At 56.4% G+C, this 21766-nt stretch carries 34 protein-coding genes and 2 tRNA genes; 32 read left to right on the top strand and 4 right to left on the bottom strand.

What is annotated here, in order from left to right; translation table 11 throughout:
* Positions 1-198: 198 nt before the first annotated feature.
* From rplC to rplQ, 27 genes are all read left to right on the top strand, one after another.
* A complete protein-coding gene (gene rplC, locus HNQ50_RS10595; RefSeq protein WP_184100452.1) occupies positions 199-843 on the top strand; it encodes a 50S ribosomal protein L3 in 645 nt (214 codons plus the stop codon).
* Complete coding sequence (gene rplD / locus HNQ50_RS10590) at positions 843-1463, top strand: 50S ribosomal protein L4 (RefSeq protein ID WP_184100450.1); 621 nt, start codon at positions 843-845, stop codon at positions 1461-1463. The genes rplC and rplD overlap by 1 nt, the downstream gene beginning before the upstream one ends.
* Entirely contained in the window at positions 1460-1765 is a 306-nt protein-coding gene (rplW, locus tag HNQ50_RS10585; protein WP_184100448.1) for a 50S ribosomal protein L23, read from the top strand. Before rplD ends, rplW begins: the two co-directional genes overlap by 4 nt.
* Positions 1766-1777: 12 nt before the next feature.
* The gene (gene rplB / locus HNQ50_RS10580; protein WP_184100446.1) at positions 1778-2611 is read left to right on the top strand and encodes a 50S ribosomal protein L2; all 834 of its coding nucleotides are present in this window, start codon (positions 1778-1780) and stop codon (positions 2609-2611) included.
* Positions 2612-2617: 6 nt separating this feature from the next.
* On the top strand, positions 2618-2893 hold the full coding sequence (rpsS, locus tag HNQ50_RS10575) for a 30S ribosomal protein S19 (RefSeq protein ID WP_184100444.1): 276 nt from the start codon (positions 2618-2620) through the stop codon (positions 2891-2893).
* Between the two features lie 9 nt (positions 2894-2902).
* Positions 2903-3232, top strand: a complete 330-nt coding sequence (rplV, locus tag HNQ50_RS10570; RefSeq protein ID WP_184100442.1) for a 50S ribosomal protein L22 — start codon at positions 2903-2905, stop codon at positions 3230-3232.
* Between the two features lie 9 nt (positions 3233-3241).
* Entirely contained in the window at positions 3242-3946 is a 705-nt protein-coding gene (gene rpsC / locus HNQ50_RS10565; RefSeq protein ID WP_184100440.1) for a 30S ribosomal protein S3, read from the top strand.
* On the top strand, positions 3930-4346 hold the full coding sequence (rplP, locus tag HNQ50_RS10560) for a 50S ribosomal protein L16 (RefSeq protein WP_184100438.1): 417 nt from the start codon (positions 3930-3932) through the stop codon (positions 4344-4346). Before rpsC ends, rplP begins: the two co-directional genes overlap by 17 nt.
* A complete protein-coding gene (gene rpmC / locus HNQ50_RS10555) occupies positions 4346-4534 on the top strand; it encodes a 50S ribosomal protein L29 (protein WP_184101299.1) in 189 nt (62 codons plus the stop codon). The genes rplP and rpmC overlap by 1 nt, the downstream gene beginning before the upstream one ends.
* 1 nt (position 4535) lies before the next feature.
* Positions 4536-4799 (top strand): 30S ribosomal protein S17, encoded by a 264-nt coding sequence (rpsQ, locus tag HNQ50_RS10550; protein ID WP_184100436.1) that lies wholly within the window; start codon positions 4536-4538, stop codon positions 4797-4799.
* Between the two features lie 236 nt (positions 4800-5035).
* On the top strand, positions 5036-5404 hold the full coding sequence (gene rplN / locus HNQ50_RS10545) for a 50S ribosomal protein L14 (protein ID WP_184100434.1): 369 nt from the start codon (positions 5036-5038) through the stop codon (positions 5402-5404).
* Between the two features lie 11 nt (positions 5405-5415).
* Positions 5416-5736: a 50S ribosomal protein L24 gene (gene rplX, locus HNQ50_RS10540; protein WP_184100432.1), complete on the top strand. Its 321-nt coding sequence runs from the start codon at positions 5416-5418 to the stop codon at positions 5734-5736.
* Between the two features lie 11 nt (positions 5737-5747).
* Positions 5748-6287 carry a 50S ribosomal protein L5 gene (gene rplE / locus HNQ50_RS10535; protein WP_184100430.1) on the top strand — a complete coding sequence of 180 codons (540 nt, stop codon included), beginning with the start codon at positions 5748-5750 and terminating at the stop codon, positions 6285-6287.
* Positions 6288-6297: 10 nt separating this feature from the next.
* A complete protein-coding gene (rpsN, locus tag HNQ50_RS10530; protein WP_184100428.1) occupies positions 6298-6603 on the top strand; it encodes a 30S ribosomal protein S14 in 306 nt (101 codons plus the stop codon).
* A gap of 19 nt (positions 6604-6622) precedes the next feature.
* On the top strand, positions 6623-7015 hold the full coding sequence (gene rpsH, locus HNQ50_RS10525; protein WP_184100420.1) for a 30S ribosomal protein S8: 393 nt from the start codon (positions 6623-6625) through the stop codon (positions 7013-7015).
* A 12-nt stretch (positions 7016-7027) separates the two neighbouring features.
* On the top strand, positions 7028-7561 hold the full coding sequence (gene rplF / locus HNQ50_RS10520) for a 50S ribosomal protein L6 (RefSeq protein WP_184100418.1): 534 nt from the start codon (positions 7028-7030) through the stop codon (positions 7559-7561).
* Positions 7562-7574: 13 nt separating this feature from the next.
* Positions 7575-7928, top strand: coding sequence for a 50S ribosomal protein L18 (rplR, locus tag HNQ50_RS10515; RefSeq protein WP_184100416.1), 354 nt, complete (start codon positions 7575-7577; stop codon positions 7926-7928).
* 19 nt (positions 7929-7947) lie between these two features.
* Positions 7948-8463, top strand: a complete 516-nt coding sequence (rpsE, locus tag HNQ50_RS10510; protein WP_184100414.1) for a 30S ribosomal protein S5 — start codon at positions 7948-7950, stop codon at positions 8461-8463.
* Positions 8460-8645 (top strand): 50S ribosomal protein L30, encoded by a 186-nt coding sequence (gene rpmD / locus HNQ50_RS10505; protein WP_184100412.1) that lies wholly within the window; start codon positions 8460-8462, stop codon positions 8643-8645. The genes rpsE and rpmD overlap by 4 nt, the downstream gene beginning before the upstream one ends.
* A gap of 12 nt (positions 8646-8657) precedes the next feature.
* The gene (gene rplO, locus HNQ50_RS10500) at positions 8658-9092 is read left to right on the top strand and encodes a 50S ribosomal protein L15 (RefSeq protein ID WP_184101297.1); all 435 of its coding nucleotides are present in this window, start codon (positions 8658-8660) and stop codon (positions 9090-9092) included.
* An 18-nt stretch (positions 9093-9110) separates the two neighbouring features.
* Entirely contained in the window at positions 9111-10415 is a 1305-nt protein-coding gene (gene secY / locus HNQ50_RS10495; protein WP_184100410.1) for a preprotein translocase subunit SecY, read from the top strand.
* Positions 10416-10694: 279 nt separating this feature from the next.
* A complete protein-coding gene (gene rpmJ / locus HNQ50_RS10490) occupies positions 10695-10808 on the top strand; it encodes a 50S ribosomal protein L36 (RefSeq protein ID WP_018748524.1) in 114 nt (37 codons plus the stop codon).
* Between the two features lie 59 nt (positions 10809-10867).
* Complete coding sequence (rpsM, locus tag HNQ50_RS10485) at positions 10868-11230, top strand: 30S ribosomal protein S13 (RefSeq protein WP_184100408.1); 363 nt, start codon at positions 10868-10870, stop codon at positions 11228-11230.
* A 23-nt stretch (positions 11231-11253) separates the two neighbouring features.
* Positions 11254-11646, top strand: coding sequence for a 30S ribosomal protein S11 (gene rpsK / locus HNQ50_RS10480; RefSeq protein ID WP_053939957.1), 393 nt, complete (start codon positions 11254-11256; stop codon positions 11644-11646).
* A 15-nt stretch (positions 11647-11661) separates the two neighbouring features.
* Positions 11662-12282: a 30S ribosomal protein S4 gene (gene rpsD, locus HNQ50_RS10475; protein ID WP_184100405.1), complete on the top strand. Its 621-nt coding sequence runs from the start codon at positions 11662-11664 to the stop codon at positions 12280-12282.
* A 36-nt stretch (positions 12283-12318) separates the two neighbouring features.
* Positions 12319-13302 carry a DNA-directed RNA polymerase subunit alpha gene (locus HNQ50_RS10470; RefSeq protein ID WP_184100395.1) on the top strand — a complete coding sequence of 328 codons (984 nt, stop codon included), beginning with the start codon at positions 12319-12321 and terminating at the stop codon, positions 13300-13302.
* A gap of 25 nt (positions 13303-13327) precedes the next feature.
* The gene (gene rplQ / locus HNQ50_RS10465; protein ID WP_184100393.1) at positions 13328-13714 is read left to right on the top strand and encodes a 50S ribosomal protein L17; all 387 of its coding nucleotides are present in this window, start codon (positions 13328-13330) and stop codon (positions 13712-13714) included.
* Between the two features lie 218 nt (positions 13715-13932).
* Here rplQ and HNQ50_RS10460 read toward each other — a convergent pair.
* Positions 13933-14008 (bottom strand) — tRNA-Asn (locus HNQ50_RS10460).
* A gap of 391 nt (positions 14009-14399) precedes the next feature.
* Positions 14400-14475, bottom strand: a tRNA-Asn gene (locus HNQ50_RS10455).
* A 74-nt stretch (positions 14476-14549) separates the two neighbouring features.
* On the opposite strand from HNQ50_RS10455, the gene HNQ50_RS10450 reads away from it, so the two are divergent.
* The 4 genes from HNQ50_RS10450 to HNQ50_RS10435 all read left to right on the top strand — a co-directional run bounded on the left by HNQ50_RS10450 (position 14550) and on the right by HNQ50_RS10435 (position 18882).
* Positions 14550-15863: an AsmA family protein gene (locus HNQ50_RS10450; RefSeq protein ID WP_184100391.1), complete on the top strand. Its 1314-nt coding sequence runs from the start codon at positions 14550-14552 to the stop codon at positions 15861-15863.
* A 125-nt stretch (positions 15864-15988) separates the two neighbouring features.
* A complete protein-coding gene (ygfZ, locus tag HNQ50_RS10445; RefSeq protein WP_184100389.1) occupies positions 15989-17002 on the top strand; it encodes a CAF17-like 4Fe-4S cluster assembly/insertion protein YgfZ in 1014 nt (337 codons plus the stop codon).
* A 102-nt stretch (positions 17003-17104) separates the two neighbouring features.
* Positions 17105-17887 (top strand): enoyl-ACP reductase FabI, encoded by a 783-nt coding sequence (gene fabI / locus HNQ50_RS10440; protein WP_184100387.1) that lies wholly within the window; start codon positions 17105-17107, stop codon positions 17885-17887.
* Positions 17888-18075: 188 nt separating this feature from the next.
* Positions 18076-18882 (top strand): class II glutamine amidotransferase, encoded by an 807-nt coding sequence (locus HNQ50_RS10435; RefSeq protein ID WP_184100385.1) that lies wholly within the window; start codon positions 18076-18078, stop codon positions 18880-18882.
* Here the strand turns inward: HNQ50_RS10435 and prmB are convergent.
* A complete protein-coding gene (gene prmB, locus HNQ50_RS10430) occupies positions 18876-19784 on the bottom strand; it encodes a 50S ribosomal protein L3 N(5)-glutamine methyltransferase (protein WP_184100383.1) in 909 nt (302 codons plus the stop codon). The genes HNQ50_RS10435 and prmB overlap by 7 nt on opposite strands.
* Positions 19785-19923: 139 nt before the next feature.
* On the opposite strand from prmB, the gene HNQ50_RS10425 reads away from it, so the two are divergent.
* Complete coding sequence (locus tag HNQ50_RS10425) at positions 19924-20697, top strand: alpha/beta hydrolase (RefSeq protein WP_184100381.1); 774 nt, start codon at positions 19924-19926, stop codon at positions 20695-20697.
* A gap of 298 nt (positions 20698-20995) precedes the next feature.
* On the opposite strand, the gene HNQ50_RS10420 is transcribed toward HNQ50_RS10425, so the two are convergent.
* On the bottom strand, positions 20996-21742 hold the full coding sequence (locus HNQ50_RS10420; RefSeq protein ID WP_184100379.1) for a proteasome-type protease: 747 nt from the start codon (positions 21740-21742) through the stop codon (positions 20996-20998).
* Positions 21743-21766: the final 24 nt, after the last annotated feature.

The following is a 21766-nucleotide window of genomic DNA, read 5'->3' as shown; positions in this document are numbered from 1 at the left end:
TTCGGCTGGCGGGGCCCTGGGTCTCGCCGCTGATCTGCCAGAGCATGAATTGAAGGTCGGGGCGAGCTAAGTGCTTGCAACGGCAGGAAATTTAGTGCTAATATCTCGGGCTTACCGTTTTTGTGACGGTAAGCTCGTTTTTTTTAATCAACGGTTATTTGCCGGTCAATCGAAATCGGCCCTGAAAAGGAAATAACTATGAGCTTAGGTCTCGTCGGACGTAAAGTCGGCATGACCCGCATTTTTGCTGATGATGGCGTGTCCATCCCGGTAACTGTGCTGGATATGTCGGCCAATCGCGTCACGCAAGTCAAGACGCCGGAAACTGATGGCTATGCAGCTGTCCAGGTTACTTTCGGTGCAAAGAAGGCCAATCGTGTGAACAAGGCGGAAGCCGGTCACTTTGCCAAAGCCGGCGTGGAAGCAGGTCTGGATCTCGTTGAGTTCCGTATCGATGCTGCCAAATTGTCCGAGCTGAAGGCTGGCGACGCGCTGTCGGTCGAAGTGTTCGCAGTTGGTCAGTTGGTGGATATCTCTGGCACCAGCCAGGGTAAAGGCTTTGCCGGTGCCATCAAGCGTCACAACTTCTCCTCGAACCGTGCTTCGCATGGTAACTCTCGTTCGCACAATTCGCCGGGTTCTATCGGTATGGCGCAAGATCCGGGTCGTGTTTTCCCGGGTAAGCGTATGGCCGGTCAACTGGGTAACGTCAAGCGTACTGTGCAGAACCTGGAAGTCGTCCGTATCGACGTTGAACGTCAACTGCTGTTGGTAAAGGGCGCTGTCCCTGGCTCCAAGGGTAATGACGTTGTCGTTCGCCCGAGTGTGAAGGCAGGTGCGTAATGGAACTCAAAGTCATTAATGCAAGTGGTGAGGCGCAAGTCGCCGTCGCCGGCTCCGATGCCCTGTTTGGTCGTGAATTCAATGAAGCGCTGGTTCACCAGGTTGTGACCGCGTATTTCGCGAATGCCCGTAGCGGCAATCGCGCGCAGAAAGACCGCGAACAGGTAAATCACTCCACCAAGAAGCCGTTCAAGCAAAAGGGCACCGGTCGTGCTCGTGCTGGTATGACTTCCTCGCCGCTGTGGCGTGGTGGTGGTCGTATTTTCCCGAACAGCCCGGACGAAAACTTCAGCCACAAAGTTAACCGCAAGATGTACCGCGCCGGTATCGCGACCATTCTGTCGCAACTGGTTCGCGAAGATCGTCTGGTTATCGTTGACGACATCAAGCTGGACGCACCGAAGACCAAGTCTTTCGTGCAAAAGCTGGATGCTCTGAAGCTGGATTCCGCGCTGATCATCACGAAGGAACTGGACGAAAACCTGTACCTCGCTTCCCGTAACCTGCCGAACGTGCTGGTTCTGGAACCGTCGCAGGCCGATCCGGTCAGCCTCGTGCGTTTCAAGAAGGTTGTGCTGACCCGCGATGCGCTGGCCGCCTTCGAGGAGATGTTCGCATGACGCAATTTACTGAAAATCGTTTGCTGCAGGTTCTGCGTGCGCCGGTCGTGTCTGAAAAGTCGACCTTCGTGGCAGAAAAGGCTGAGCAGATCGTGTTCCGTGTTTCCACGGATGCGACCAAGGCTGAGATCAAGGCTGCCGTTGAGCTGCTGTTCAAGGTCAAGGTTGAGAGCGTTCAAGTTCTGAACGTGCACGGCAAGGTCAAGCGCCATGGTCGTTTTACCGGCCGTCGCGCTAGCTGGAAAAAGGCGTACATCAGCCTTGCTCCGGGCCAGGAAATTGACCTCGCGGCTGCGCAATAAGGAGACTGAGAAATGGCATTGGTAAAAGTAAAACCGACGTCCGCCGGTCGCCGCGCAGTAGTCAAGGTTGTTAATCCTGACCTGCATAAAGGTGCCCCGTACGCACCGCTGCTGGAATCGCAATCCAAGACCGCCGGTCGTAACAACCGCGGTGTGATCACGACCCGTCATAAGGGTGGTGGCCACAAGCAGCACTATCGTATTATCGATTTCAAGCGCAACAAAGACGGCGTGCCGGCGACTGTTGAACGTCTGGAATACGATCCGAACCGTACCGCGAACATCGCGCTGCTGTGCTACGCCGACGGCGAACGCCGTTACATCATTGCCCCCAAGGGCGTGAAGGCGGGTGCCGTGCTGGTGTCGGGCGCAGAAGCCCCGATCAAGGCCGGTAACGCGCTGCCGATCCGCAACATTCCGGTGGGTTCGACGATTCACTGCGTTGAACTGCAGCCTGGCAAGGGCGCCCAATTGGCGCGTTCGGCTGGTGCTGGCGTGCAACTGCTGGCTCGCGAAGGCATCTATGCTCAGCTGCGTCTGCGCTCGGGTGAAATTCGCAAGGTCCACGTTGACTGCCGCGCTACCCTGGGTGAAGTCGGTAACGAAGAGCATAGCCTGCGTTCTTACGGTAAGGCTGGTGCCAAGCGCTGGTTGGGTATTCGCCCGACCGTTCGCGGTACTGCCATGAACCCGATCGATCACCCGCACGGTGGTGGTGAAGGTCGTACTGGTGAAGGTCGTGTGCCGGTTAGCCCATGGGGCCAGCCGACCAAGGGCTACCGTACCCGTAACAACAAGCGTACGGACAACATGCGCGTACGTCGCCGTCCTGCGAATAAGGGGTAATTGAACATGGCACGTTCTATCAAGAAGGGCCCGTTCGTTGACCTGCACCTCATCAAAAAGGTTGAGGCTGCGCGCAACTCGAACGACAAGCGCCCGATCAAGACCTGGTCGCGTCGCTCGACCGTGCTGCCTGATTTCGTCGGTCTGACGATCGCCGTGCATAACGGCAAGCAGCACGTTCCGGTATACGTGAACGAAAACATGGTTGGCCACAAGCTGGGCGAGTTTGCACTCACCCGGACTTTCAAAGGTCATGCCGCCGACAAAAAAGCCAAGCGCTAAGGTGATGACATGCAAGTATCCGCTGTACTGAGCAATGCTCGTCTCTCCGCCCAGAAGGCTCGTCTTGTCGCTGACCTCGTGCGTGGCAAGCCGGTTGAGCAAGCACTGAACATCCTGGCTTTCAGCCCGAAAAAGGGTGCCGTGCTGATCAAGAAGGTACTCGAGTCCGCTATCGCTAACGCCGAGCACAACGAAGGCGCCGATATCGACTCTCTCAAGGTCGCCACGATCTATGTGGACAAGGGTCCGTCTCTGAAGCGTTTCGCTGCTCGTGCCAAAGGCCGCGGCAACCGCATCGAGAAGCAAACCTGCCACATCACGCTGACTGTTGGCGACTAAGGAGCGAAAATGGGTCAGAAAATCCATCCGACGGGTTTCCGTCTGGCTGTAACCAAAAACTGGGCTTCGCGTTGGTACGCCAACAGCCGCAACTTCAGCAAGATGCTGACGGAAGATGTTGAAGTCCGCGCATTCCTGAAGAAGAAGCTGGCAAACGCTTCCGTTAGCCGCGTGGTTATCGAACGCCCGGCCAAGAATGCCAAGATCACTATCCATACCGCTCGTCCGGGTGTGGTGATCGGCAAGAAAGGCGAGGACATCGAAGTTTTGAAGAGCCAGCTTCAGGGCATCCTGAAAGTGCCGGTTCACGTGAACATCGAAGAAGTCCGCAAGCCGGAAATCGACGCACAAATCATCGCCGACAGCATCGCTTCGCAACTCGAAAAGCGTGTGATGTTCCGTCGTGCCATGAAGCGCGCGATGCAAAACGCCATGCGTCTGGGTGCTCAAGGCATCAAGATCATGTCGTCCGGCCGTCTGAACGGTATCGAAATTGCGCGTACCGAGTGGTATCGCGAAGGCCGCGTGCCTTTGCATACCCTGCGTGCCGACATTGACTACGCGACTTCGGAAGCGCAGACCACTTACGGCATCATCGGTATCAAGGTTTGGGTCTACAAGGGTGAAGTGAAGCCTGGCGAAAAGGCAGCACAAGAACCGGTAGAAACCCGCAAGCGTGAACGTAAGGGGCCTCGCAATGCTGCAGCCAACTAGACTTAAATACCGCAAGGTTCAAAAGGGCCGCAATACTGGTATCGCTACCCGCGGTAACAGCGTTGCATTTGGTACCTTCGGCCTGAAGGCGATGGGTCGTGGCCGTCTGACTGCACGTCAGATCGAGTCCGCCCGTCGTGCCATTACCCGCTACATCAAGCGTGGCGGTCGTGTGTGGATCCGTGTGTTCCCGGACAAACCCATTTCGACCAAGCCTGCTGAAGTGCGTATGGGTAACGGTAAGGGTAGCCCGGAATATTGGGTCGCTGAAATTCAACCTGGCAAGGTGCTCTACGAACTGGATGGCGTCGCTGAGGAAATCGCTCGCGAAGCATTCCGCCTGGCTTCGGCCAAGCTGCCGTTCGCAGTGTCCTTCGTCTCTCGTCAAGTGGGGCAATGATGAAATCTGCTGAACTTCGTCAAAAATCCGAAGGCGAGCTGAAGAGTGAACTGACTGCGTTGCTGAAGGCGCAATTCAGTCTGCGCATGCAGCACGCCACGGGCCAACTCGCCAAGACCAGCGAGATCAATCGTGTGCGCAAGGATATTGCGCGCGTTCGTACCATCCTGGCACAAAAGGCGGCATAACATGTCCGAAGCGAAATTGAAGCGCACGCTGACTGGTCGTGTTGTGAGCGACAAGATGGACAAGACTGTGACCGTGCTGGTTGAGCATCTGGTGAAGCACCCGCTCTATGGCAAGGTTGTACGTCGCTCCAAGAAGTACCACGCACACGACGAAACCAATCAGTACCACGAAGGTGATCTGGTCATGATCGAAGAGGGTCGTCCTCTTTCCAAGACCAAGGCTTGGGTGGTTACCACGCTGCTTGAAAAAGCACGTATCGTTTGATGTGACAGGTTTTCCGTTCAGGCGGAAAACTTAATCACCTCAAATGGTTGCGCGGGCATTGTACCTTGTGTACAATGCCCGTTTTTCCATGTTGCAAAAGAAAAGGGTTTCGCCCGATTTTTCTGCATCGTTTTCCCCGGACGGGGTCCAAAACTGGCCGCGATTTGCTCGGCACATGTCGAGCGCTTGCTTCGACTTGTCGAGGTGTCGCGGGTTAAGTTGGAGGTTTTTTTCCAATGATTCAAATGCAATCCATGCTGGAGGTTGCAGACAACACTGGTGCGCGCTCCGTAATGTGCATCAAGGTGTTGGGCGGCTCCAAGCGCCGCTATGCATCCGTTGGCGACATCATCAAGGTCAGCATTAAAGATGCTGCACCGCGTGGTCGCGTCAAGAAGGGCGATGTTTACAACGCCGTGGTAGTTCGTACTGCCAAGGGTGTTCGTCGTGCTGATGGCTCGCTCATCAAGTTCGACGGCAATGCCGCTGTCCTCCTTAACGCCAAGCTGGAACCGATCGGCACCCGTATCTTCGGGCCGGTTACGCGTGAACTGCGTACCGAGCGCTTCATGAAGATCGTGTCGCTCGCGCCCGAAGTGCTGTAAGGAGAAGCTGCATGAACAAGATTCGCAAAGGTGACGAAGTCATCGTCATTACCGGTAAGGACAAGGGCAAGCGCGGTACCGTGCTGCGTGTGATCCCGAATGAAGACCGTATTGTTGTTGAAGGTGTGGCCGTGGTGAAGAAACACCAGAAGCCGAACCCGATGCGCGGTCAGCAAGGCGGGATTGTCGAAATGAACGCTTCTATTCATGTGTCCAACGTCGCCATTTTCAACGCAACTACCGGTAAGGCAGATCGCGTTGGCTTCAAGGTGCTCGAAGACGGCAAGAAGGTTCGCTTCTTCAAGTCCAACGGCGAAGTTGTTGGCGCTTAAGGAGATAGACAATGCCCCGTCTGCAAGATTTTTATAATGAAAAGGTTGTGCCGCAACTGGTAGAACAGTTCGGTTACAAGTCTGTCATGGAAGTGCCGCGGATCGAAAAGATCACCGTCAACATGGGTGTTGGCGAAGCGGTTGCTGACAAGAAAGTGATGGAACACGCTGTTGGCGATATGGAAGCGATTACCGGTCAAAAGGCCGTCGTGACCAAAGCCAAGAAGTCCATCGCTGGCTTCAAGATCCGTGATGGCTACCCGATCGGTTGCAAGGTAACCCTGCGCCGTGAACGTATGTACGAATTCCTGGATCGTCTGGTGTCGGTTGCGCTTCCGCGCGTTCGCGACTTCCGTGGCGTGAATGGCAAGTCCTTTGATGGCCGTGGTAACTACAACATGGGCGTCAAGGAACAGATCATTTTCCCGGAAATCGAGTACGACAAGATCGACGCTCTGCGTGGTATGAACATTACCATCACCACGACTGCGAAGACCGACGATGAAGCGCGCGCGCTGCTGGCCGCCTTCAAGTTCCCGTTCAAGAATTGAGGCGAACATAATGGCAAAACTCTCATTGATCAATCGTGAGGAAAAGCGCCGCGCTACCGTCGCTAAGTTCGCAGCCAAGCGTGCCCAGCTGCTGACGATCATCAACGACGTCAACGCGTCCGAAGAAGACCGCTTTGCTGCGCGTCTGAAGTTCCAGCAACTGCCCCGCAACGCCAGCCCGTCCCGCGTGCGTAACCGTTGCGCCCTGACCGGTCGTCCTCGCGGTACTTTCCGCAAGTTCGGTCTGGCTCGTAACAAACTGCGTGAATTGGCCATGAAGGGTGAAATCCCCGGCATGACCAAGGCAAGCTGGTAATCGGGACAGGAGAAGAAATATGGCAATGCATGATCCTATCGCCGATATGCTGACCCGCATCCGTAACGCTCAGCGTGCGGACAAGGTCTCGGTGACTATGCCCTCTTCGAAGCTGAAGGTGGCTATCGCTCAGGTTCTGAAAGACGAAGGTTACGTTGAATCGTTCAACGTCGCTGGCGACGTCAAGCGTGAACTGACGATTGAACTGAAGTACTACGCCGGTCGCCCGGTTATCGAACGCATCGAACGCGTTTCGAAGCCTGGTCTGCGCGTATACAAAGGTTCCGACAGTATTCCGCAAGTAATGAATGGTCTTGGCGTGGCGATTGTTTCCACGTCCAAGGGTGTGATGACCGATCGCAAAGCGCGTGCCAACGGTGTTGGTGGCGAGCTTCTGTGCTTCGTTGCTTGATGAGGTGAATTCATGTCTCGCGTAGCAAAAAATCCGGTCGCTATCCCGTCGGGCGTTGAAGTCAAGCTCACTGCCAACGAGATCGCAATCAAGGGTCCTAACGGCACCCTGGTTCAGCCGCTGACTGGCAATGTGTCGGTCAAGGTCGAAGACAACAACGTGGTCTTTGCCGCCAATGGCGAAAGCAAAGAAGCTCGTGCAATGTCCGGTACCATCCGCGCGCTGGTAAACAACATGGTTGTTGGCGTTTCCAAGGGTTTTGAGCGCAAGCTCACCCTGGTGGGCGTGGGCTACCGTGCTCAGGCTCAAGGCGATTTGCTGAATCTGACGCTGGGCTTCTCTCACCCGGTCGCGCACAAGATGCCGGCTGGTGTGAAGGTGGAAACCCCGACACAGACCGAAATCGTCCTTAAGGGCGCCGACAAGCAAGCTCTTGGTCAGGTTGCTGCTGAAATCCGCGCTTACCGCGCTCCGGAACCCTATAAGGGCAAGGGCGTGCGTTACTCGGATGAAGTTGTAACGCTGAAAGAAACCAAGAAGAAGTAATTGAGGCTGAATCATGGACAAGAAAGAAACTCGAGTTCGCCGCGCACGTAAAACCCGTGCAAAGATTGCTGAGCTCAAGGCTGTGCGCCTGTCGGTACACCGTACCAACAGCCACATCTACGCCCAGATCATTGATGAAACCGGTGGCAAGGTGCTGGTTTCCGCTTCCTCCCTGGAAAAGGAAGGTCGCGGCGACATCAAAAACGGCGCCAGCGTTGACGCAGCTGTAGTTATCGGCAAGCGCATCGCAGAAAAAGCCAAGGCTGCAGGTATCGAAAACGTGGCATTTGACCGTTCCGGTTTCAAATACCACGGCCGCGTGAAAGCGCTGGCAGATGCTGCCCGCGAAGCCGGTCTGGTCTTCTAATTGAGTTCGGAGTTATCAAATGGCTAGAAACGAATCGGAAGATCGCTCGGACGGCCTTCGCGAGAAAATGGTTGCGGTTAACCGCGTAACCAAGGTTGTGAAGGGTGGTCGTATTCTCGGTTTCGCCGCACTGACCGTGGTTGGTGATGGCGATGGTGGCGTCGGCATGGGCAAGGGTAAGTCCAAAGAAGTGCCGGTCGCTGTGCAAAAGGGTCTGGACGAAGCACGCCGCAAGATGTTCAAGGCGCCGCTGAAGAACGGTACCGTTCCGCACGCAGTGATTGGCAAGCATGGTGCGACTACCGTGTACATGCAGCCTGCATCCGAAGGTACCGGCATTATTGCTGGTGGCCCGATGCGCGCTGTGTTCGAAGTGATGGGTGTTCATAACATCACTGCGAAGTGCCACGGTTCCACGAACCCGTACAACCTGGTTCGCGCAACGCTGGATGGCCTGTCCAAGCTGCACACCGCTTCGGATATTGCTGCCAAGCGCGGCAAGACCGTTGAAGAGATTCTTGGGGTGGCGGAATGAGTGACGTCAAGAAAGTAAAAGTAACGCTGGTGAAGAGCCTGATCGGCCGCCTGGAAAGCCACAAGGCATGCGCCCGTGGTCTGGGTCTGCGCAGACTCAACAGCAGCTCTGAAGTGATCGACACCCCGGAAAACCGGGGCATGATCAACAAGATCAGCTACCTGCTGAAAGTGGAGGGCTAAATGGCTAACACTATGGAACTGAACACCCTTACTCCGGGTGTCGGCGCCAAGCACGCAAAGCGTCGCGTTGGTCGTGGTATCGGCTCCGGTCTGGGTAAGACTGCTGGTCGTGGTCACAAGGGTCAGAAGTCCCGTGCTGGTGGCTTCCACAAGGTTGGCTTTGAAGGCGGTCAAATGCCGCTGCAACGCCGCCTGCCCAAGCGTGGCTTCGTCTCGCTGGCCAAGGGTCGCAATGCAGAAATCAATCTCTCCGACCTGCAGGCTCTGCCGGTTGCTGAAGTTGATATGCTCGTCCTCAAGCAAGCTGGTCTGGTGAACAACCTGACCCTGCGTGCCAAGGTCGTGCTGTCTGGCAAGATCGAGAAGGCTGTGACGCTGAAAGGCATCGCTGCTACCAAGGGTGCCCGCGCTGCGATTGAAGCAGCTGGCGGCAGCATCGCTGAGTAATTGCTGAGAGGCTAAAACGTGGCGAATCCCGCTCTGGCTGGTTCTGCAAACAAGTTTGCAGATCTGAAGAAACGGATCTGGTTCATGCTGGGCGCGTTGCTTGTGTACCGTGTTGGTGCGCATATCCCCGTGCCCGGGATCAATCCGGTCGAGCTGGCCCGGTTGTTTGAGTCGTCGCAAACGGGCCTGCTGAACATGTTCAACATGTTCTCGGGTGGCGCGTTGTCGCGCTTTACCGTTTTCGCCATCGGGATCATGCCTTACATCTCTGCGTCCATCATTTTGCAGTTGGCCGCAGAGGTGTTGCCTCAGCTCAAGCAGCTCAAGAAAGAAGGTGAGGCAGGCCGTCGCAAGATTACGCAATACACGCGTTATGCGACGGTACTGCTTGCCACTTTCCAGAGCTTCGGTATTGCTTCTTTGCTGTTGAAGCAACCGAATCTGGTTGTTCTGCCCTCGGTTCAGTTTATTCCGCTCACCATCATTACCTTGGTGACCGGGACGATGTTCCTGATGTGGCTGGGCGAACAGATTACTGAGCGTGGTATTGGCAACGGTATTTCGATTCTGATCTGTGCAGGTATTGCTTCTGGCGTACCGGCTGCGATCGGCAAGACGCTGGCGCTGGCTAATCAGGGTTCCCTGCCCATTCTTTTGGTGCTGGGCCTGTTTGTTGGTGTTGTGCTGCTGACTGCAGCAGTGGTGTTTGTCGAGCGTGGTCAACGCAAGGTGCCGGTCAACTACGCAAAGCGTCAGGTTGGCAATCGCATCATGCAGGCCCAAAGCACGCATCTGCCGCTCAAGATCAACATGGCTGGGGTCATCCCGCCGATTTTTGCTTCGTCGATCATTCTGTTTCCCGCCACGGTTCTGTCGTGGAGTGGTAATGGTGAACGGTTTTCGTGGCTCAAGTCGTTTGGCGACATGCTCCATCCAGGTCAGCCGCTGTACGTGATCCTGTACGCTGCCGCGATCATTTTCTTCTGCTACTTCTACACGGCGCTGGTTTTCAATCCCAAGGAAACCGCGGATAACCTGAAGAAGAGTGGGGCAATGATTCCTGGCTATCGTCCGGGCGAGCATACCGCACGCTATATCGAAAAGCTGATTCTGAAACTGACTCTGATCGGTGCGTTGTACATCACCTTTATCTGTCTGATTCCGGAGTTCCTGATCCTGAAGTGGAACGTACCGTTCTATTTTGGTGGTACTTCGTTGCTGATTCTGGTGGTGGTGACCATGGACTTCATGGCTCAAATGCAGTCCTACGTGATGTCGCACCAGTACGAAAGCTTGCTCAAGAAGGCTAACTTCAAGGGCTGAGTTTGAAGAAAGACCGGTTCCGGGGCGTGCTGCAAGGTACGCTCCGGTGCTGCTGGATGGGTTGCTTGAATGCCGCGAGGCGGCTTGATGAGTTATCCCGACAAGGACATGCAGGTCTTTTGTCAATAAAGTTTGAGGGAACGATGGTTTGTTTTTAACAAACAGTTTGCTTCCTGACTGACCCGAATGACGGCTATAATCCGTCCTCCTTGACAGGGACTGCATCGTATTCCGGATCAAAAGCGGTCCGGAATTTCATTTTGAAGAAAAGGACAGACCATGAGAGTTCAAGCATCGGTCAAGAAAATCTGCCGCAATTGCAAAATCATCCGCCGCAACCGTGTTGTGCGCGTGATTTGCACTGACCCGCGGCACAAGCAACGCCAAGGCTGATTTGAGGCAATCGGCTTTTCGCGTTATAATCTGCAACTTTTTAACCTGGGGTAAGAAGTATGGCCCGTATTGCTGGGGTTAACATCCCTAACCATCAGCATACTGTGATCGGCCTTCAAGCGATTTACGGCATTGGCCGCACCCGCGCATATTCTGTATGCACGGCAGTTGCGATCGATCCGACGAAGAAGGTGAAAGATCTCAGTGAAGCTGAACTTGATAAACTGCGCGACGAAGTAGGCAAGTACACCGTCGAGGGCGATCTGCGCCGTGAAGTAACCATGAGCATCAAGCGTCTGATGGACCTTGGCTGCTATCGTGGTCTGCGTCACCGCAAGGGCCTTCCGGTTCGTGGCCAACGCACGCGTACCAACGCACGTACTCGCAAGGGTCCGCGCAAGGCTATTGCCGGCAAGAAGTAAGCTGGTAACTAAAGGATTTTGTAATGGCTAAAGCAAACACAGTGCGTGTACGGAAGAAAGTCAAAAAGAGCGTGTCTGAAGGTATTGCGCATGTTCATGCGTCCTTCAACAACACGATCGTGACCATCACTGATCGCCAAGGGAATGCTCTCTCCTGGGCTACCTCGGGCGGTGCTGGTTTTAAAGGCTCTCGGAAAAGTACACCCTTTGCAGCACAGGTTGCTGCGGAGCACGCTGGTAAAGTTGCCCAGGAATATGGTGTAAAGAACCTTGAAGTTCGTATCAAGGGTCCGGGTCCGGGTCGCGAGTCCGCTGTCCGCGCACTCAATGCCCTGGGTTTCAAGATCACCAGCATCTCGGATGTGACACCAGTGCCGCACAACGGCTGCCGTCCGCCCAAGAAGCGTCGTATCTAATTCCCGGAGTAAATCATGGCTCGTTATATCGGACCCAAGTGCAAACTCGCACGCCGTGAAGGTACGGATCTTTTTCTGAAGAGCGCTCGTCGCTCGCTCGATAGCAAGTGCAAGCTGGAACAAGCCCCAGGCCAGCACGGCGCGAAGACACCTCGTCTGTCGGACTACGGTGTTCACCTGCGCGAGAAGCAAAAGATTCGTCGTATCTATGGCGTGCTGGAACGTCAGTTCCGTCGTTATTTTGAACAAGCCAGCCGCAAGAAGGGCTCCACAGGCGAAAACCTGCTGCAGATCCTTGAAACGCGTCTGGACAACGTGGTTTATCGCATGGGTTACGCCTCGACCCGCGCGGAAGCCCGTCAGCTCGTCTCTCACAAAGCAATCGTGGTGAACGGCGAAGTTGTCAATATCCCGTCTTACCAGGTGAAAGCCGGCGACGCTGTCAGCGTTCGCGAAAAGGCCAAGAAGCAAGCGCGTGTGCAAGAAGCACTGGCGCTGGCGGAAGGCATCGGTTTCCCGGGTTGGGTGCAGGTTGACTCGAAGAAGATGGAAGGTGTCTTCAAGAGCATGCCGGAGCGTTCCGACCTGTCCAGCGATATCAATGAATCGCTGGTCGTCGAATACTACTCCAAGTGATAACCAGCACCGGAAAAGGCTAAGGGATACTGATATATGCAAAACCTCGCTAATGAGTTGCTCAAGCCGCGCATCATCGACGTGCAGGCCCAATCCAGCGCGCAGGCGCGCGTGGTCATGGAGCCGTTCGAGCGCGGTTATGGCCATACGCTCGGTAACGCCCTGCGCCGCATCCTGCTGTCTTCGATGCCGGGCTACGCCCCGACCGAAGTCAAGATTGAAGGTATCGTCCATGAATACTCCGCGCTGGATGGCGTGCAGGAAGACGTGGTCGATATCCTTCTGAATCTGAAGGGCGTGGTGTTGAAGTTGCACGGTCGTGAAGCCGTGACGCTCACGCTGTCCAAAGACGGCGAAGGTCTGGTTACTGCTGCCGATATTCAGGTGCCGCATGACGTGGAAGTGGTTAATCCCGGTCACGTGATTGCGCATCTCTCGGCTGGCGGCAAGCTGAACATGGAAATCAAGGTGGAAAAGGGCCGTGGTTATCAGCCCGCCCCGGCGCGTCTGGGTCGTGATGACAACCGTACTATCGGTACTATCCAGCTTGATGCTTCGTTCAGCCCGATTCGTCGGGTGAGTTACGCGGTGGAAAGTGCGCGGGTTGAACAGCGTACTGACCTGGATCGCCTGATTCTCGACATCGAAACCAATGGTGTTCTGACACCGGAAGACGCAGTCCGTCAGGCCGCGCGTATTCTGGTTGACCAGCTCTCCGTATTTGCGGATCTGGAAGGCACCCCGGTTGAAGAAGAGAAGCCGGCTGCGCCGCAGATCGATCCGATTCTGCTGCGTCCGGTGGACGATCTGGAACTGACCGTGCGTTCGGCGAACTGCCTGAAAGCTGAGAATATTTATTACATCGGGGACCTGATCCAGCGTACTGAGACAGAATTGTTGAAGGCGCCGAATCTTGGTCGCAAGTCCTTGAACGAAATCAAGGAAGTGCTGGCGTCCAAGGGCTTGAGCCTGGGTATGCGCCTCGAAAACTGGCCTCCAGTCGGCTTGGAAAAGCCCTGAGCGGCCAACGGAAAGGAATTGACAAATGCGTCACCGTCTTGCCAATCGTAAACTGAACCGCACGTCGGCTCACCGTCAGGCGCTTTTGCGCAACCTGGCGAATGCGCTGCTGCGTCATGAAGTTATCAAGACCACCCTGCCCAAGGCGAAAGAGCTGCGTCGCGTTGCCGAGCCGCTGATCACCCTGGGTAAGGCACCGAGCCTGGCTAACCGCCGTCTGGCTTTCAACCGCACTCGCGACCGCGAGATCGTGGTGAAGCTGTTCGACGTTCTCGGCCCGCGCTACGCTGCCCGTAACGGTGGTTACCTGCGTATTCTGAAGTATGGTTTCCGTCAGGGCGACAATGCCCCGATGGCACTGGTTGAACTGGTGGACCGTCCTGAAGATGCAGAAGTAGTCGAAGCCGAATAATCGAAAGATTGCCGGTTTCTTGAAAGGCCAGCCTTCGGGCTGGCCTTTTATTTTGCCTTGCGTTTCTGTGGTGGAATTTGAGGGGATTTCGGCGGGACGTGGTGCTTGATGCCGCCTGGTCTGCCTGCGTGGCCGCAGGTATTTAGAGTGTACGGTTGGTGCCGGGGGCGCAGAAATGAAAAACGCCACGACCCTTGTGGATCATGGCGTCTGGAATTTGGCTCCCCGACCTGGGCTCGAACCAGGGACACACGGATTAACAGTCCGTTGCTCTACCAACTGAGCTATCGGGGAATTGGTAAGAGGGGCGTATTCTAGCTAAAGATTTGCCGTCTTACAACTGTAACTTGAAATGGTTTTTGAATTGCCTATTTAAGTGCTTTTCTTATTGAAATGGTCTGAAAAATTCGATGTTGAAATATAATCTGAATTCGACGTCGCTGTGGTCGTGTTGGCGGCAATTGACCAGGGTGTTGCCAACGCTGTTGCTCCGGGATGCCAATTGGCGGAGGGCTGGCGCCGCCTGCCTTTGCGTGATGGCTGCTGGCGGGGTGACGCGGTATCCTGCGGCCGAACCATAACGAGGAAGTCTCTGTAGATGTACCCGAGTACGCGCTGGCCAAGACACAAATGCAGAATACAACGAAAAACGCCACGATCCTTGCGGATCATGGCGTTTGGGATCTGGCTCCCCGACCTGGGCTCGAACCAGGGACACACGGATTAACAGTCCGTTGCTCTACCGACTGAGCTATCGGGGAATCGGTGAGTTGCGTATCTTAGATACGATTCCCCAGACTGTCAATACGTATATAAAGAAAATTGTGAGGAACGCATGCAAAAAATAAAAACATTATTGATTTCGCTGGTTATTTTAATTGCGATTGTCGTCGCTTTGCCGGTGATTCTGCCGCTGAACATGTTTTTGAACGATGTCACCGCCAAGTTGCAGCGGGTTATGCACGGCCCGGTGCAGGTACGGTTACTGCGCTTTGAGTATTCACCGCGTCCGGCGCTGGTGCTTCAGGACGTGACGCTGGATAACGATCCAACGATTGGCCATATCGAGTTCATCCGCTTGCCGCTTTCGTTTTACAACCTGACGCATTGGGGTAGTGCAGTTCGTGATGTGAGTGCCGAAGGCGCAAGGTTCAGCCCCGCATATGCCGCCAAACTGGCTGACCGGATGCGCCCGCGGGCCGGGGATACCTTGTCCCGCATTGATGATCTGCAGCTGCAGCGCGCCAGCATCATGCTGGATACCAACGAGCTGGGCCCGGTTGACGGCATATTGCGCTTTGACAGCGGCGGCAATGTCGCCAGCTTGTCGGTCAGCGATGCGTCGGGTCAATCTACCCTGGATATCCAGCCTCAAGGCACGGACTTTGCCGCCAACTTCAACGCCCGTCACTGGACAGTGCCGCTGGGGTACCCCGTGGTATTCGACGCGCTGCAACTGAAAGGTGTGATTAGTCAGAGCGGTCTGCAGATCAGTCAGATCCAGGGTGAGTTGTACAGTGGGGTGGTCACCGGCACGGCCCAGCTGGACTGGACCAATGGCTGGAAGCTCTCTGGTGCGTTGCACGGCAGTAGTTTGCAGGCAGAGCCTCTCTCGATGGTGTTCAGCCCGGTGACACACCTGGCAGGTCGCCTGGAGGGTGATGCGACCTTTACTTACGAGTCCGATAGCTGGACGCATCTGTTTGAGAAGCCGGCAGTGCTTGCGGATATCCATGCGCGGGATGGTTACTTGCATAACTTTGATCTGGTGGCACCGCTCAAATCGAGTGCCCCGGTGGTATACGCCCGGGGCGGCCGCACCGCGTTCGATAATCTGACTGCGAAAGTGGCTGTGCAGGCGGATCACGTTGATATCACCGACGTGAAGCTCGATAGTGGCAAGTTCACTGCAACGGGTCAGCTGCATGTTGCCAAGGGCGGCAAGCTGCAGGGGCAGGCGCAGTCCCGGCTGGCCAGCGGCGGTATTCTGGCGGTCAGCACAGTGCGCGTGGGTGGTTTGCTGGATACCCCGGCGTTCAGTTCGTCCGGTGCCCACCGTGCGGGGCACGATGATCCGCTGGATGCAGCAGCACAGGTGCAGCAGAATGATCAGCACGCTGCCGAACCGCAGGCTCAGCCCGCACAATAGCCGTTTTGATGGATGCAAATTGGGGGTGGCCCGTCGGAATGCGGTTGTAATTCTGGCGGACTACCCCCATTTTGTTGGTTCGGGCTGAGTTCTGGCTGAATTTAAATTTTGAGAGAGTGACAAGCATGAGCTGGGTTGACGCGCTGCCGGATGCCGAAGTTGAAAACGGCGTAGTTCGTTCTTTTTCCGGTCAGTCTGACGAGACCGAAGCACTGGTGGCTGGTGCGGTGATATCCCCGCTCAGCCAGTTTGGCTTGATCCGTTTTCGCGGCGAGGAGACCGGTGCCTTCCTGCAAGGGCAGTTGTCCAGCGATGTGCGCCAACTGGAGAGCGGGCTGGCGCAATATTCCAGCTACTCCACGCCCAAAGGCCGCATGCTGGCCAGTTTCCTGATCTTCCGTATGGGTGATGACTATCTGTTGCAGATCTCCCGCGATCTGCAAGCGGTGATCCAGAAGCGCCTGGTCATGTTCGTCATGCGCAGCAAGACCAAGGCGGATGATGCATCCGATGAAGTTGCATTGATTGGCGTCGCCGGCGTGAACGCGGCTGCGGTCGTCAAGGCCGTCGCGGGTGACGTGCCTGCTGGTGATTTTGCCCATTACGCCTGGCCGCAAGGGGTCGCGCTGGCGTTGCCCGATGGCCGTTATGAACTGGCTGTTGCGGTTGATGCCGCACCGGCTGTGTGGCAGGCGCTGCGTCAGGCTGGCGCAACGCCGGTAGGCGAGCCTGTCTGGCGGCTCTCGGAAGTCCGTGCCGGCACGCCGTGGATTACCGGCACAACCCAGGACGAGTTCGTGCCGCAAATGGCGAATATGGAGCTGATTGGCGCTGTGAGCTTCAACAAAGGCTGCTACCCCGGGCAGGAAATCGTGGCCCGCACGCAATACCTGGGTAAGCTCAAGCGCCGCATGTACCGGGTGCGTGTTGAAGGCGAGGCTACCGCGGGCCAGGACGTGTTCAGCCCGGAAATGAACGGACAGGCATCAGGCAAAATCATGCTGGCCGCGCCAGCCGGCAAGGGCACTAGTGAAGCGCTGGTGGTGGTGCAGATGAGTTCACTTGAACACGGCCTGCATTTGGGTGATGCGGCTGGTCCGCAAGCGCAAGTGCTGGATTTGCCCTACGCCGTGGAATAACCCGCCTGTGGCCTGGCGTTGTGCCCTTGTCGCCTGAAAAGCACGGGCGGCGCGGTTTCGTCTATAATCGCGCGACTGAATGAAATGACAAGGGTTTAAAGAATGGGTTTTCTGGCCGGCAAAAAAATCCTGATCAGCGGGTTGCTGTCTGATCGCTCGATTGCATATGGCATCGCAGAAGCTGCCAAGCGTGAAGGCGCAGAACTGGCATTTACCTACGTCAGTGAAGAATTGAAGCAGCGTGTGGTCGATCTGGCTGCAGATTTTGATTCCACGCTGGTGCTGCCCTGTGATGTGGCGAGCGACGAGCAAATCGAAGCGCTGTTTGTAGAGTTGGGCAAGCATTGGGACAAGCTTGATGGCTTGGTTCACTCCATTGGTTTTGCCCCGCGCGAAGCGCTCAAGGGTAACTATCTGGATGCCGTCACGCGTGACAACTTCAAGATTGCGCATGACATCAGCTCCTACAGCTTTGCCGCCATGGCCAAAGCAGCGCGTCCGTTGCTGGCAGACAATGCCGCGTTGATCACGCTGTCTTACCTGGGCGCTGAGCGTGCGATCCCCAATTACAACGTAATGGGTCTGGCCAAAGCATCGCTGGAAGCCAACGTGCGTTATATGGCTGCGGCCATGGGTGAACGTGGTATCCGCGTGAACGGTATCTCTGCCGGCCCGATCAAGACGCTGGCTGCCGCAGGCATCAAGGATTTCGGTACCTTGCTCAAGCGCGCGGCCGATGCCACGCCGCTCAAGCGTAATGTGACGCAGCTGGAAGTCGGTAACGTTGCAGCGTTCCTGATGTCGGATCTGTCGTCCGGCATGACGGGCGAAATCCTGTACGTCGATTGTGGCTTTAGCATCGGCGCAGGCGCACTGGGCGATTAACCGTTCCCCGTGCCACGCGCAAAAAGCCCGGTCTGACCGGGCTTTTTGTTGGGCAGCAACTGGATTGTTGCCTGCCGCTCAAGTCACCTTTGCCGCACGTGTGTACATTCGGTCGCGAAACAGGGTTCCACTGTGTCGGTGACAAACGCATAATGAATACTGCTTGAGTTGTTCAGAGAAGTGACGCTATGTGCCAGCTATTGGGCATGAACTGCAATGTGCCTACCGATATCGTGTTTTCGTTTGAAGGATTCCGCCAGCGCGGAGGGGTGACCGATCACCACTCGGATGGCTGGGGGATTGCGTTCTTCGAAGACGACGGCTGCCGCATGTTCCTCGACCACCAGCCCTCGGCGCTGTCGCCGCTGGCTGAGCTGGTCTACCGCTACCCCATCAAAAGCACCAACGTGGTGGCGCATATCCGCAAGGCCACACAAGGCGTGGTGTCGCTGGCTAATACTCACCCGTTCAAGCGCGAGCTCTGGGGGCGTTACTGGCTGTTTGCCCACAATGGCAATCTGACTGATCTGCCGGCGCTGGGTAGTTCGCGTTTTCGCCCGGTAGGGACAACCGATAGCGAATATGCTTTTTGCTGGATCATGAATGAACTGGCGCTGCGCTTTGTCGACAAGCCACCGTTGCCGGTGTTGCATGCCGCACTGGCCGAACTGGCAGACCGGCTGGCCAGCCAGGGCACATTCAATTTTCTGATGTCTGATGGCACGGCACTGTTTGCCCGGTGCGCCACAGACCTGCACTACATTGTGCGCTGCGCGCCATTTGCCACGGCGCATCTGTCAGATACCGATGTCTCGGTCGACTTTGCCCGCTATACCGGGGCGAAAGACATGGTCGCCGTCATTGCCACCCAGCCCCTCACGGATAACGAATGCTGGGTGCGGATGGGGGCGGGTGAACTCTTGATGTTTATTGACGGGCAACCGCATCGGCTGCCCGTGACTGAAGAAGTGGCTATCGCCGGCGCCGCTCAGTAACCGGCTTCCACCAGCGTCTCACGCGTCAGCAAGAACACAAAGCCATCGCCGCTGCTGGTGTCCATCCAGACAAAGGGCAAATTGGGATAGGCCGCTTCCAGCACCTCGCGGTTGTGGCCGATTTCCACCATCAGTACGCCCATCTCGTTCAGGTACGTCGTGGCCGATTCGATGATCTTGCGTGTGATATCCAGCCCGTCATCACCGCTGCCCAGTGCCATTTCTGGCTCGTGGCGATATTCCGCCGGCAACTCTTCCATCGATGGCGCGTCCACATACGGTGGATTGGACACGATCAAATCGTAGGTTTCGCCTTCCACCTCGGTAAAGAGGTCAGAGTCGATCAGATGAATGCGCTCGCCCATGTTGTAGTTGGCGACATTGATTTCTGCCACATCCAGCGCATCGGGCGAGAGGTCAATCGCGTCGACCTCGGCATCCGGAAAATGATCGGCCAGCAAAATGGCCAGGCAACCTGAGCCGGTACACAGATCCAGCGCACGGTGGACCAGTTCGGCGTGTTCGATCCACGGCTCCAGCCCGCCATCCCGCAGAATTTCGGCAATAAACGAACGCGGCACGATCGTGCGCTGATCCACATAAAACTTGTACTCGCCCAGCCACGCTTCATGCGTCAGATAGGCCGTGGGGATATGTTCCTCGGCGCGCTGACGGATTGCCTCAACCACTTTTTCCAGTTCTTCCGGCAGGAGGCGGGCATCCAGAAAGGGTTCCAGGCGGTCCAGCGGCAGCCCCAGCATGGACAGAATCAGCCACGCGGCTTCGTCGTAGGCATTGTCGGTGCCGTGGCCGTAGAACAGGTTGGCATCCTTGAAGCGCGACACGGCAAAGCGCAGGCAATCACGCACGGTAACAAGCTGGGAGCGGGCAATCTCGTACATAGGGGGAACTCGATAAGCGGAATGCCTCTAGTGTAGCAGGCTCGTCAAGGGGGCCGATTGCACAATGCCGGCAAACCACCCGGAGCGCATCCTGGCGTAATGTCCTGTGGCATGGGCCCTTACATCATCAGGAGCGGCGATGGCCGAGATTGCCTTGAACGTGAATTACCGCCGGCAGACGTTGACGGGCTCTGCCCACCTGCCGGATGACGCAGCCAGCGGTGACGCCATCTTGTTGCTGCATGGTTTCACCGGGTCGCGGATCGAATTTGCCTATCTGTTTGTGACGTTGGGACGAGCGCTGGCGGCGCAGGGGCTGACCGTATTCCGGTTTGATTTTGCCGGCTGTGGCGAAAGTACCGGCCACTTTGCGGATCTGTCCATTGCCGATCAGATCATGCAGACCAATACCTTGCTCGACGAACTCATGCAGCGATACCCCGGTTTGCGCTGGCATATCCTTGGCTACAGCATGGGCGCGCTGGCTACCGCCAGTGTGATCGCGCGGCGTAGTGATCTGGCCAGTGCGGTGTTGTTAGCGCCTGCGGGCACGCTGGGCGAGTATCTGCAGCAAGTCATGGCCAATTCGCCCCGGCTGGAGAACGGCAGTGCAGACTTTGTTGGTCTGGAAATCAGCCAGGCGCTGGTCGCTGAAGCGCTGGCATTCAAGCTTAATGCCACGCTGACGCACGCACAAACGCCGGTGCTGGTCATTCATGGCGGCAAGGATGTGGTGGTCAAGCCAGAGGTGGGGCAACAGGCGGCCCTGGCTGCGCACGGGCGCTTTGTGCTGATGCCCGAGGCGGATCACGGCCTGTGTTCTGGTGCGCACCGGCGTGAAATGGCGCAGACGGTGGCGGAATGGGTGCTGGGGGCGAGAGATGTGCATCGGAACGTCACAGGCACAGTGTGAAGCACGGGCTTTGATCCCCCGAACCGCCCACACTCGTCATTCCGGCCCTCGGCGGCCCCCTTGCGCCGGAATCCACTATGCCCGCCGCAGGTGGGCTTTCAGTGGTAAACCACATTTAGTGCCTTCGGCACACACGTTTACACCTGGATTCCGGCTCAAGGCCGGAATGACGATGTTGTGGTGTACCGAACACGGCGGTTGCAACCGGCAGACCGGCATTTACACTCTGCACACCGCACACCGCACACCGCACACCGCACACCGCACACCGCACACCGCACACCGCACACCGCACACCTCACAATTGGTCAAACCAGTCCGCTTCCGGAATCTGTCCGAACACCTTGCGCAAACCGCTGCTCCAGGCTTTGCGGGTGCGGTTGAACCACGCGTTGTTTTCCTCAATGCGGTAGGGCCTGGCTTTGGCGAACGCGTCGGTTTTGTAACGCAGCACGTCAATCGGCAGGCCGACAGACAGATTGCTGCGGATGGTGGAATCAAACGAGATCAGCATGCATTTGAGCGCCTGTTCCAGCGGCGTATCAAACTGGATGACCCGATCCAGGATCGGCTTGCCGTATTTGGATTCGCCAATCTGGAAATAGGGCGTGTCCTCTGAGGCCTCAATGAAATTGCATTGCGGGTAAACATTGAAGAGCCTGGGCACTTCACCGCGAATCTGGCCGCCGACAATAAACGATCCGCCGAAATCCACACCTTGCGACATGCTCACATCACCAGAGCCGGGGCTGTCGCGGCGGACTACTTCGCGTGCGGTTTCTCCGACCAGAATCGCCGCCTCATACAGAGAGTTCACATTCAGTAAATGATGCAGTTCCTGCTGGGTGCGGGCTTGCAGCAAGCTGATGACGCTTTGCGTGGTTGCCAGGTTGCCGGCGGTGAGAATCACGATGGAACGCTCGCCCGGTACCTCGAACACATGCATTTTGCGGAACGTGGCAATGTGATCGACCCCGGCGTTGGTGCGGGAGTCTGAGGCAAATAGCAGCCCGTCTTTCAGGCGCATGGCAACACAGTAAGTCATCGAGCAACTCGGTTCATTCGGATC

The organism is Silvimonas terrae (assembly GCF_014202765.1).
Classification (GTDB): domain Bacteria; phylum Pseudomonadota; class Gammaproteobacteria; order Burkholderiales; family Chitinibacteraceae; genus Silvimonas; species Silvimonas terrae.
The sequence above is the reverse complement of the archived record's forward strand: the minus strand, read 5'-3'. Positions and strand labels throughout refer to the sequence as shown.

Coding starts and splice junctions, on each gene's coding strand:
- rpsK (WP_053939957.1), top strand. CDS start 11,254: ATGGCTAAAGCAAACACAGTGCGTGTACGGAAGAAAGTCAAAAAGAGC.
- rpmD (WP_184100412.1), top strand. CDS start 8,460: ATGAGTGACGTCAAGAAAGTAAAAGTAACGCTGGTGAAGAGCCTGATC.
- HNQ50_RS10435 (WP_184100385.1), top strand. CDS start 18,076: ATGTGCCAGCTATTGGGCATGAACTGCAATGTGCCTACCGATATCGTG.
- fabI (WP_184100387.1), top strand. CDS start 17,105: ATGGGTTTTCTGGCCGGCAAAAAAATCCTGATCAGCGGGTTGCTGTCT.
- rplC (WP_184100452.1), top strand. CDS start 199: ATGAGCTTAGGTCTCGTCGGACGTAAAGTCGGCATGACCCGCATTTTT.
- rpsM (WP_184100408.1), top strand. CDS start 10,868: ATGGCCCGTATTGCTGGGGTTAACATCCCTAACCATCAGCATACTGTG.
- rplE (WP_184100430.1), top strand. CDS start 5,748: ATGCCCCGTCTGCAAGATTTTTATAATGAAAAGGTTGTGCCGCAACTG.
- rplO (WP_184101297.1), top strand. CDS start 8,658: ATGGAACTGAACACCCTTACTCCGGGTGTCGGCGCCAAGCACGCAAAG.
- HNQ50_RS10450 (WP_184100391.1), top strand. CDS start 14,550: ATGCAAAAAATAAAAACATTATTGATTTCGCTGGTTATTTTAATTGCG.
- rplX (WP_184100432.1), top strand. CDS start 5,416: ATGAACAAGATTCGCAAAGGTGACGAAGTCATCGTCATTACCGGTAAG.
- rplQ (WP_184100393.1), top strand. CDS start 13,328: ATGCGTCACCGTCTTGCCAATCGTAAACTGAACCGCACGTCGGCTCAC.
- rpsD (WP_184100405.1), top strand. CDS start 11,662: ATGGCTCGTTATATCGGACCCAAGTGCAAACTCGCACGCCGTGAAGGT.
- rpsC (WP_184100440.1), top strand. CDS start 3,242: ATGGGTCAGAAAATCCATCCGACGGGTTTCCGTCTGGCTGTAACCAAA.
- rpmC (WP_184101299.1), top strand. CDS start 4,346: ATGAAATCTGCTGAACTTCGTCAAAAATCCGAAGGCGAGCTGAAGAGT.
- HNQ50_RS10420 (WP_184100379.1), bottom strand. CDS start 21,742: ATGACTTACTGTGTTGCCATGCGCCTGAAAGACGGGCTGCTATTTGCC.
- rplD (WP_184100450.1), top strand. CDS start 843: ATGGAACTCAAAGTCATTAATGCAAGTGGTGAGGCGCAAGTCGCCGTC.
- rplF (WP_184100418.1), top strand. CDS start 7,028: ATGTCTCGCGTAGCAAAAAATCCGGTCGCTATCCCGTCGGGCGTTGAA.
- rplB (WP_184100446.1), top strand. CDS start 1,778: ATGGCATTGGTAAAAGTAAAACCGACGTCCGCCGGTCGCCGCGCAGTA.
- rplN (WP_184100434.1), top strand. CDS start 5,036: ATGATTCAAATGCAATCCATGCTGGAGGTTGCAGACAACACTGGTGCG.
- rpsQ (WP_184100436.1), top strand. CDS start 4,536: ATGTCCGAAGCGAAATTGAAGCGCACGCTGACTGGTCGTGTTGTGAGC.
- rpmJ (WP_018748524.1), top strand. CDS start 10,695: ATGAGAGTTCAAGCATCGGTCAAGAAAATCTGCCGCAATTGCAAAATC.
- rplP (WP_184100438.1), top strand. CDS start 3,930: ATGCTGCAGCCAACTAGACTTAAATACCGCAAGGTTCAAAAGGGCCGC.
- HNQ50_RS10425 (WP_184100381.1), top strand. CDS start 19,924: ATGGCCGAGATTGCCTTGAACGTGAATTACCGCCGGCAGACGTTGACG.
- rpsE (WP_184100414.1), top strand. CDS start 7,948: ATGGCTAGAAACGAATCGGAAGATCGCTCGGACGGCCTTCGCGAGAAA.
- rpsN (WP_184100428.1), top strand. CDS start 6,298: ATGGCAAAACTCTCATTGATCAATCGTGAGGAAAAGCGCCGCGCTACC.
- rpsS (WP_184100444.1), top strand. CDS start 2,618: ATGGCACGTTCTATCAAGAAGGGCCCGTTCGTTGACCTGCACCTCATC.
- prmB (WP_184100383.1), bottom strand. CDS start 19,784: ATGTACGAGATTGCCCGCTCCCAGCTTGTTACCGTGCGTGATTGCCTG.
- rplV (WP_184100442.1), top strand. CDS start 2,903: ATGCAAGTATCCGCTGTACTGAGCAATGCTCGTCTCTCCGCCCAGAAG.
- rplR (WP_184100416.1), top strand. CDS start 7,575: ATGGACAAGAAAGAAACTCGAGTTCGCCGCGCACGTAAAACCCGTGCA.
- HNQ50_RS10470 (WP_184100395.1), top strand. CDS start 12,319: ATGCAAAACCTCGCTAATGAGTTGCTCAAGCCGCGCATCATCGACGTG.
- ygfZ (WP_184100389.1), top strand. CDS start 15,989: ATGAGCTGGGTTGACGCGCTGCCGGATGCCGAAGTTGAAAACGGCGTA.
- rpsH (WP_184100420.1), top strand. CDS start 6,623: ATGGCAATGCATGATCCTATCGCCGATATGCTGACCCGCATCCGTAAC.
- rplW (WP_184100448.1), top strand. CDS start 1,460: ATGACGCAATTTACTGAAAATCGTTTGCTGCAGGTTCTGCGTGCGCCG.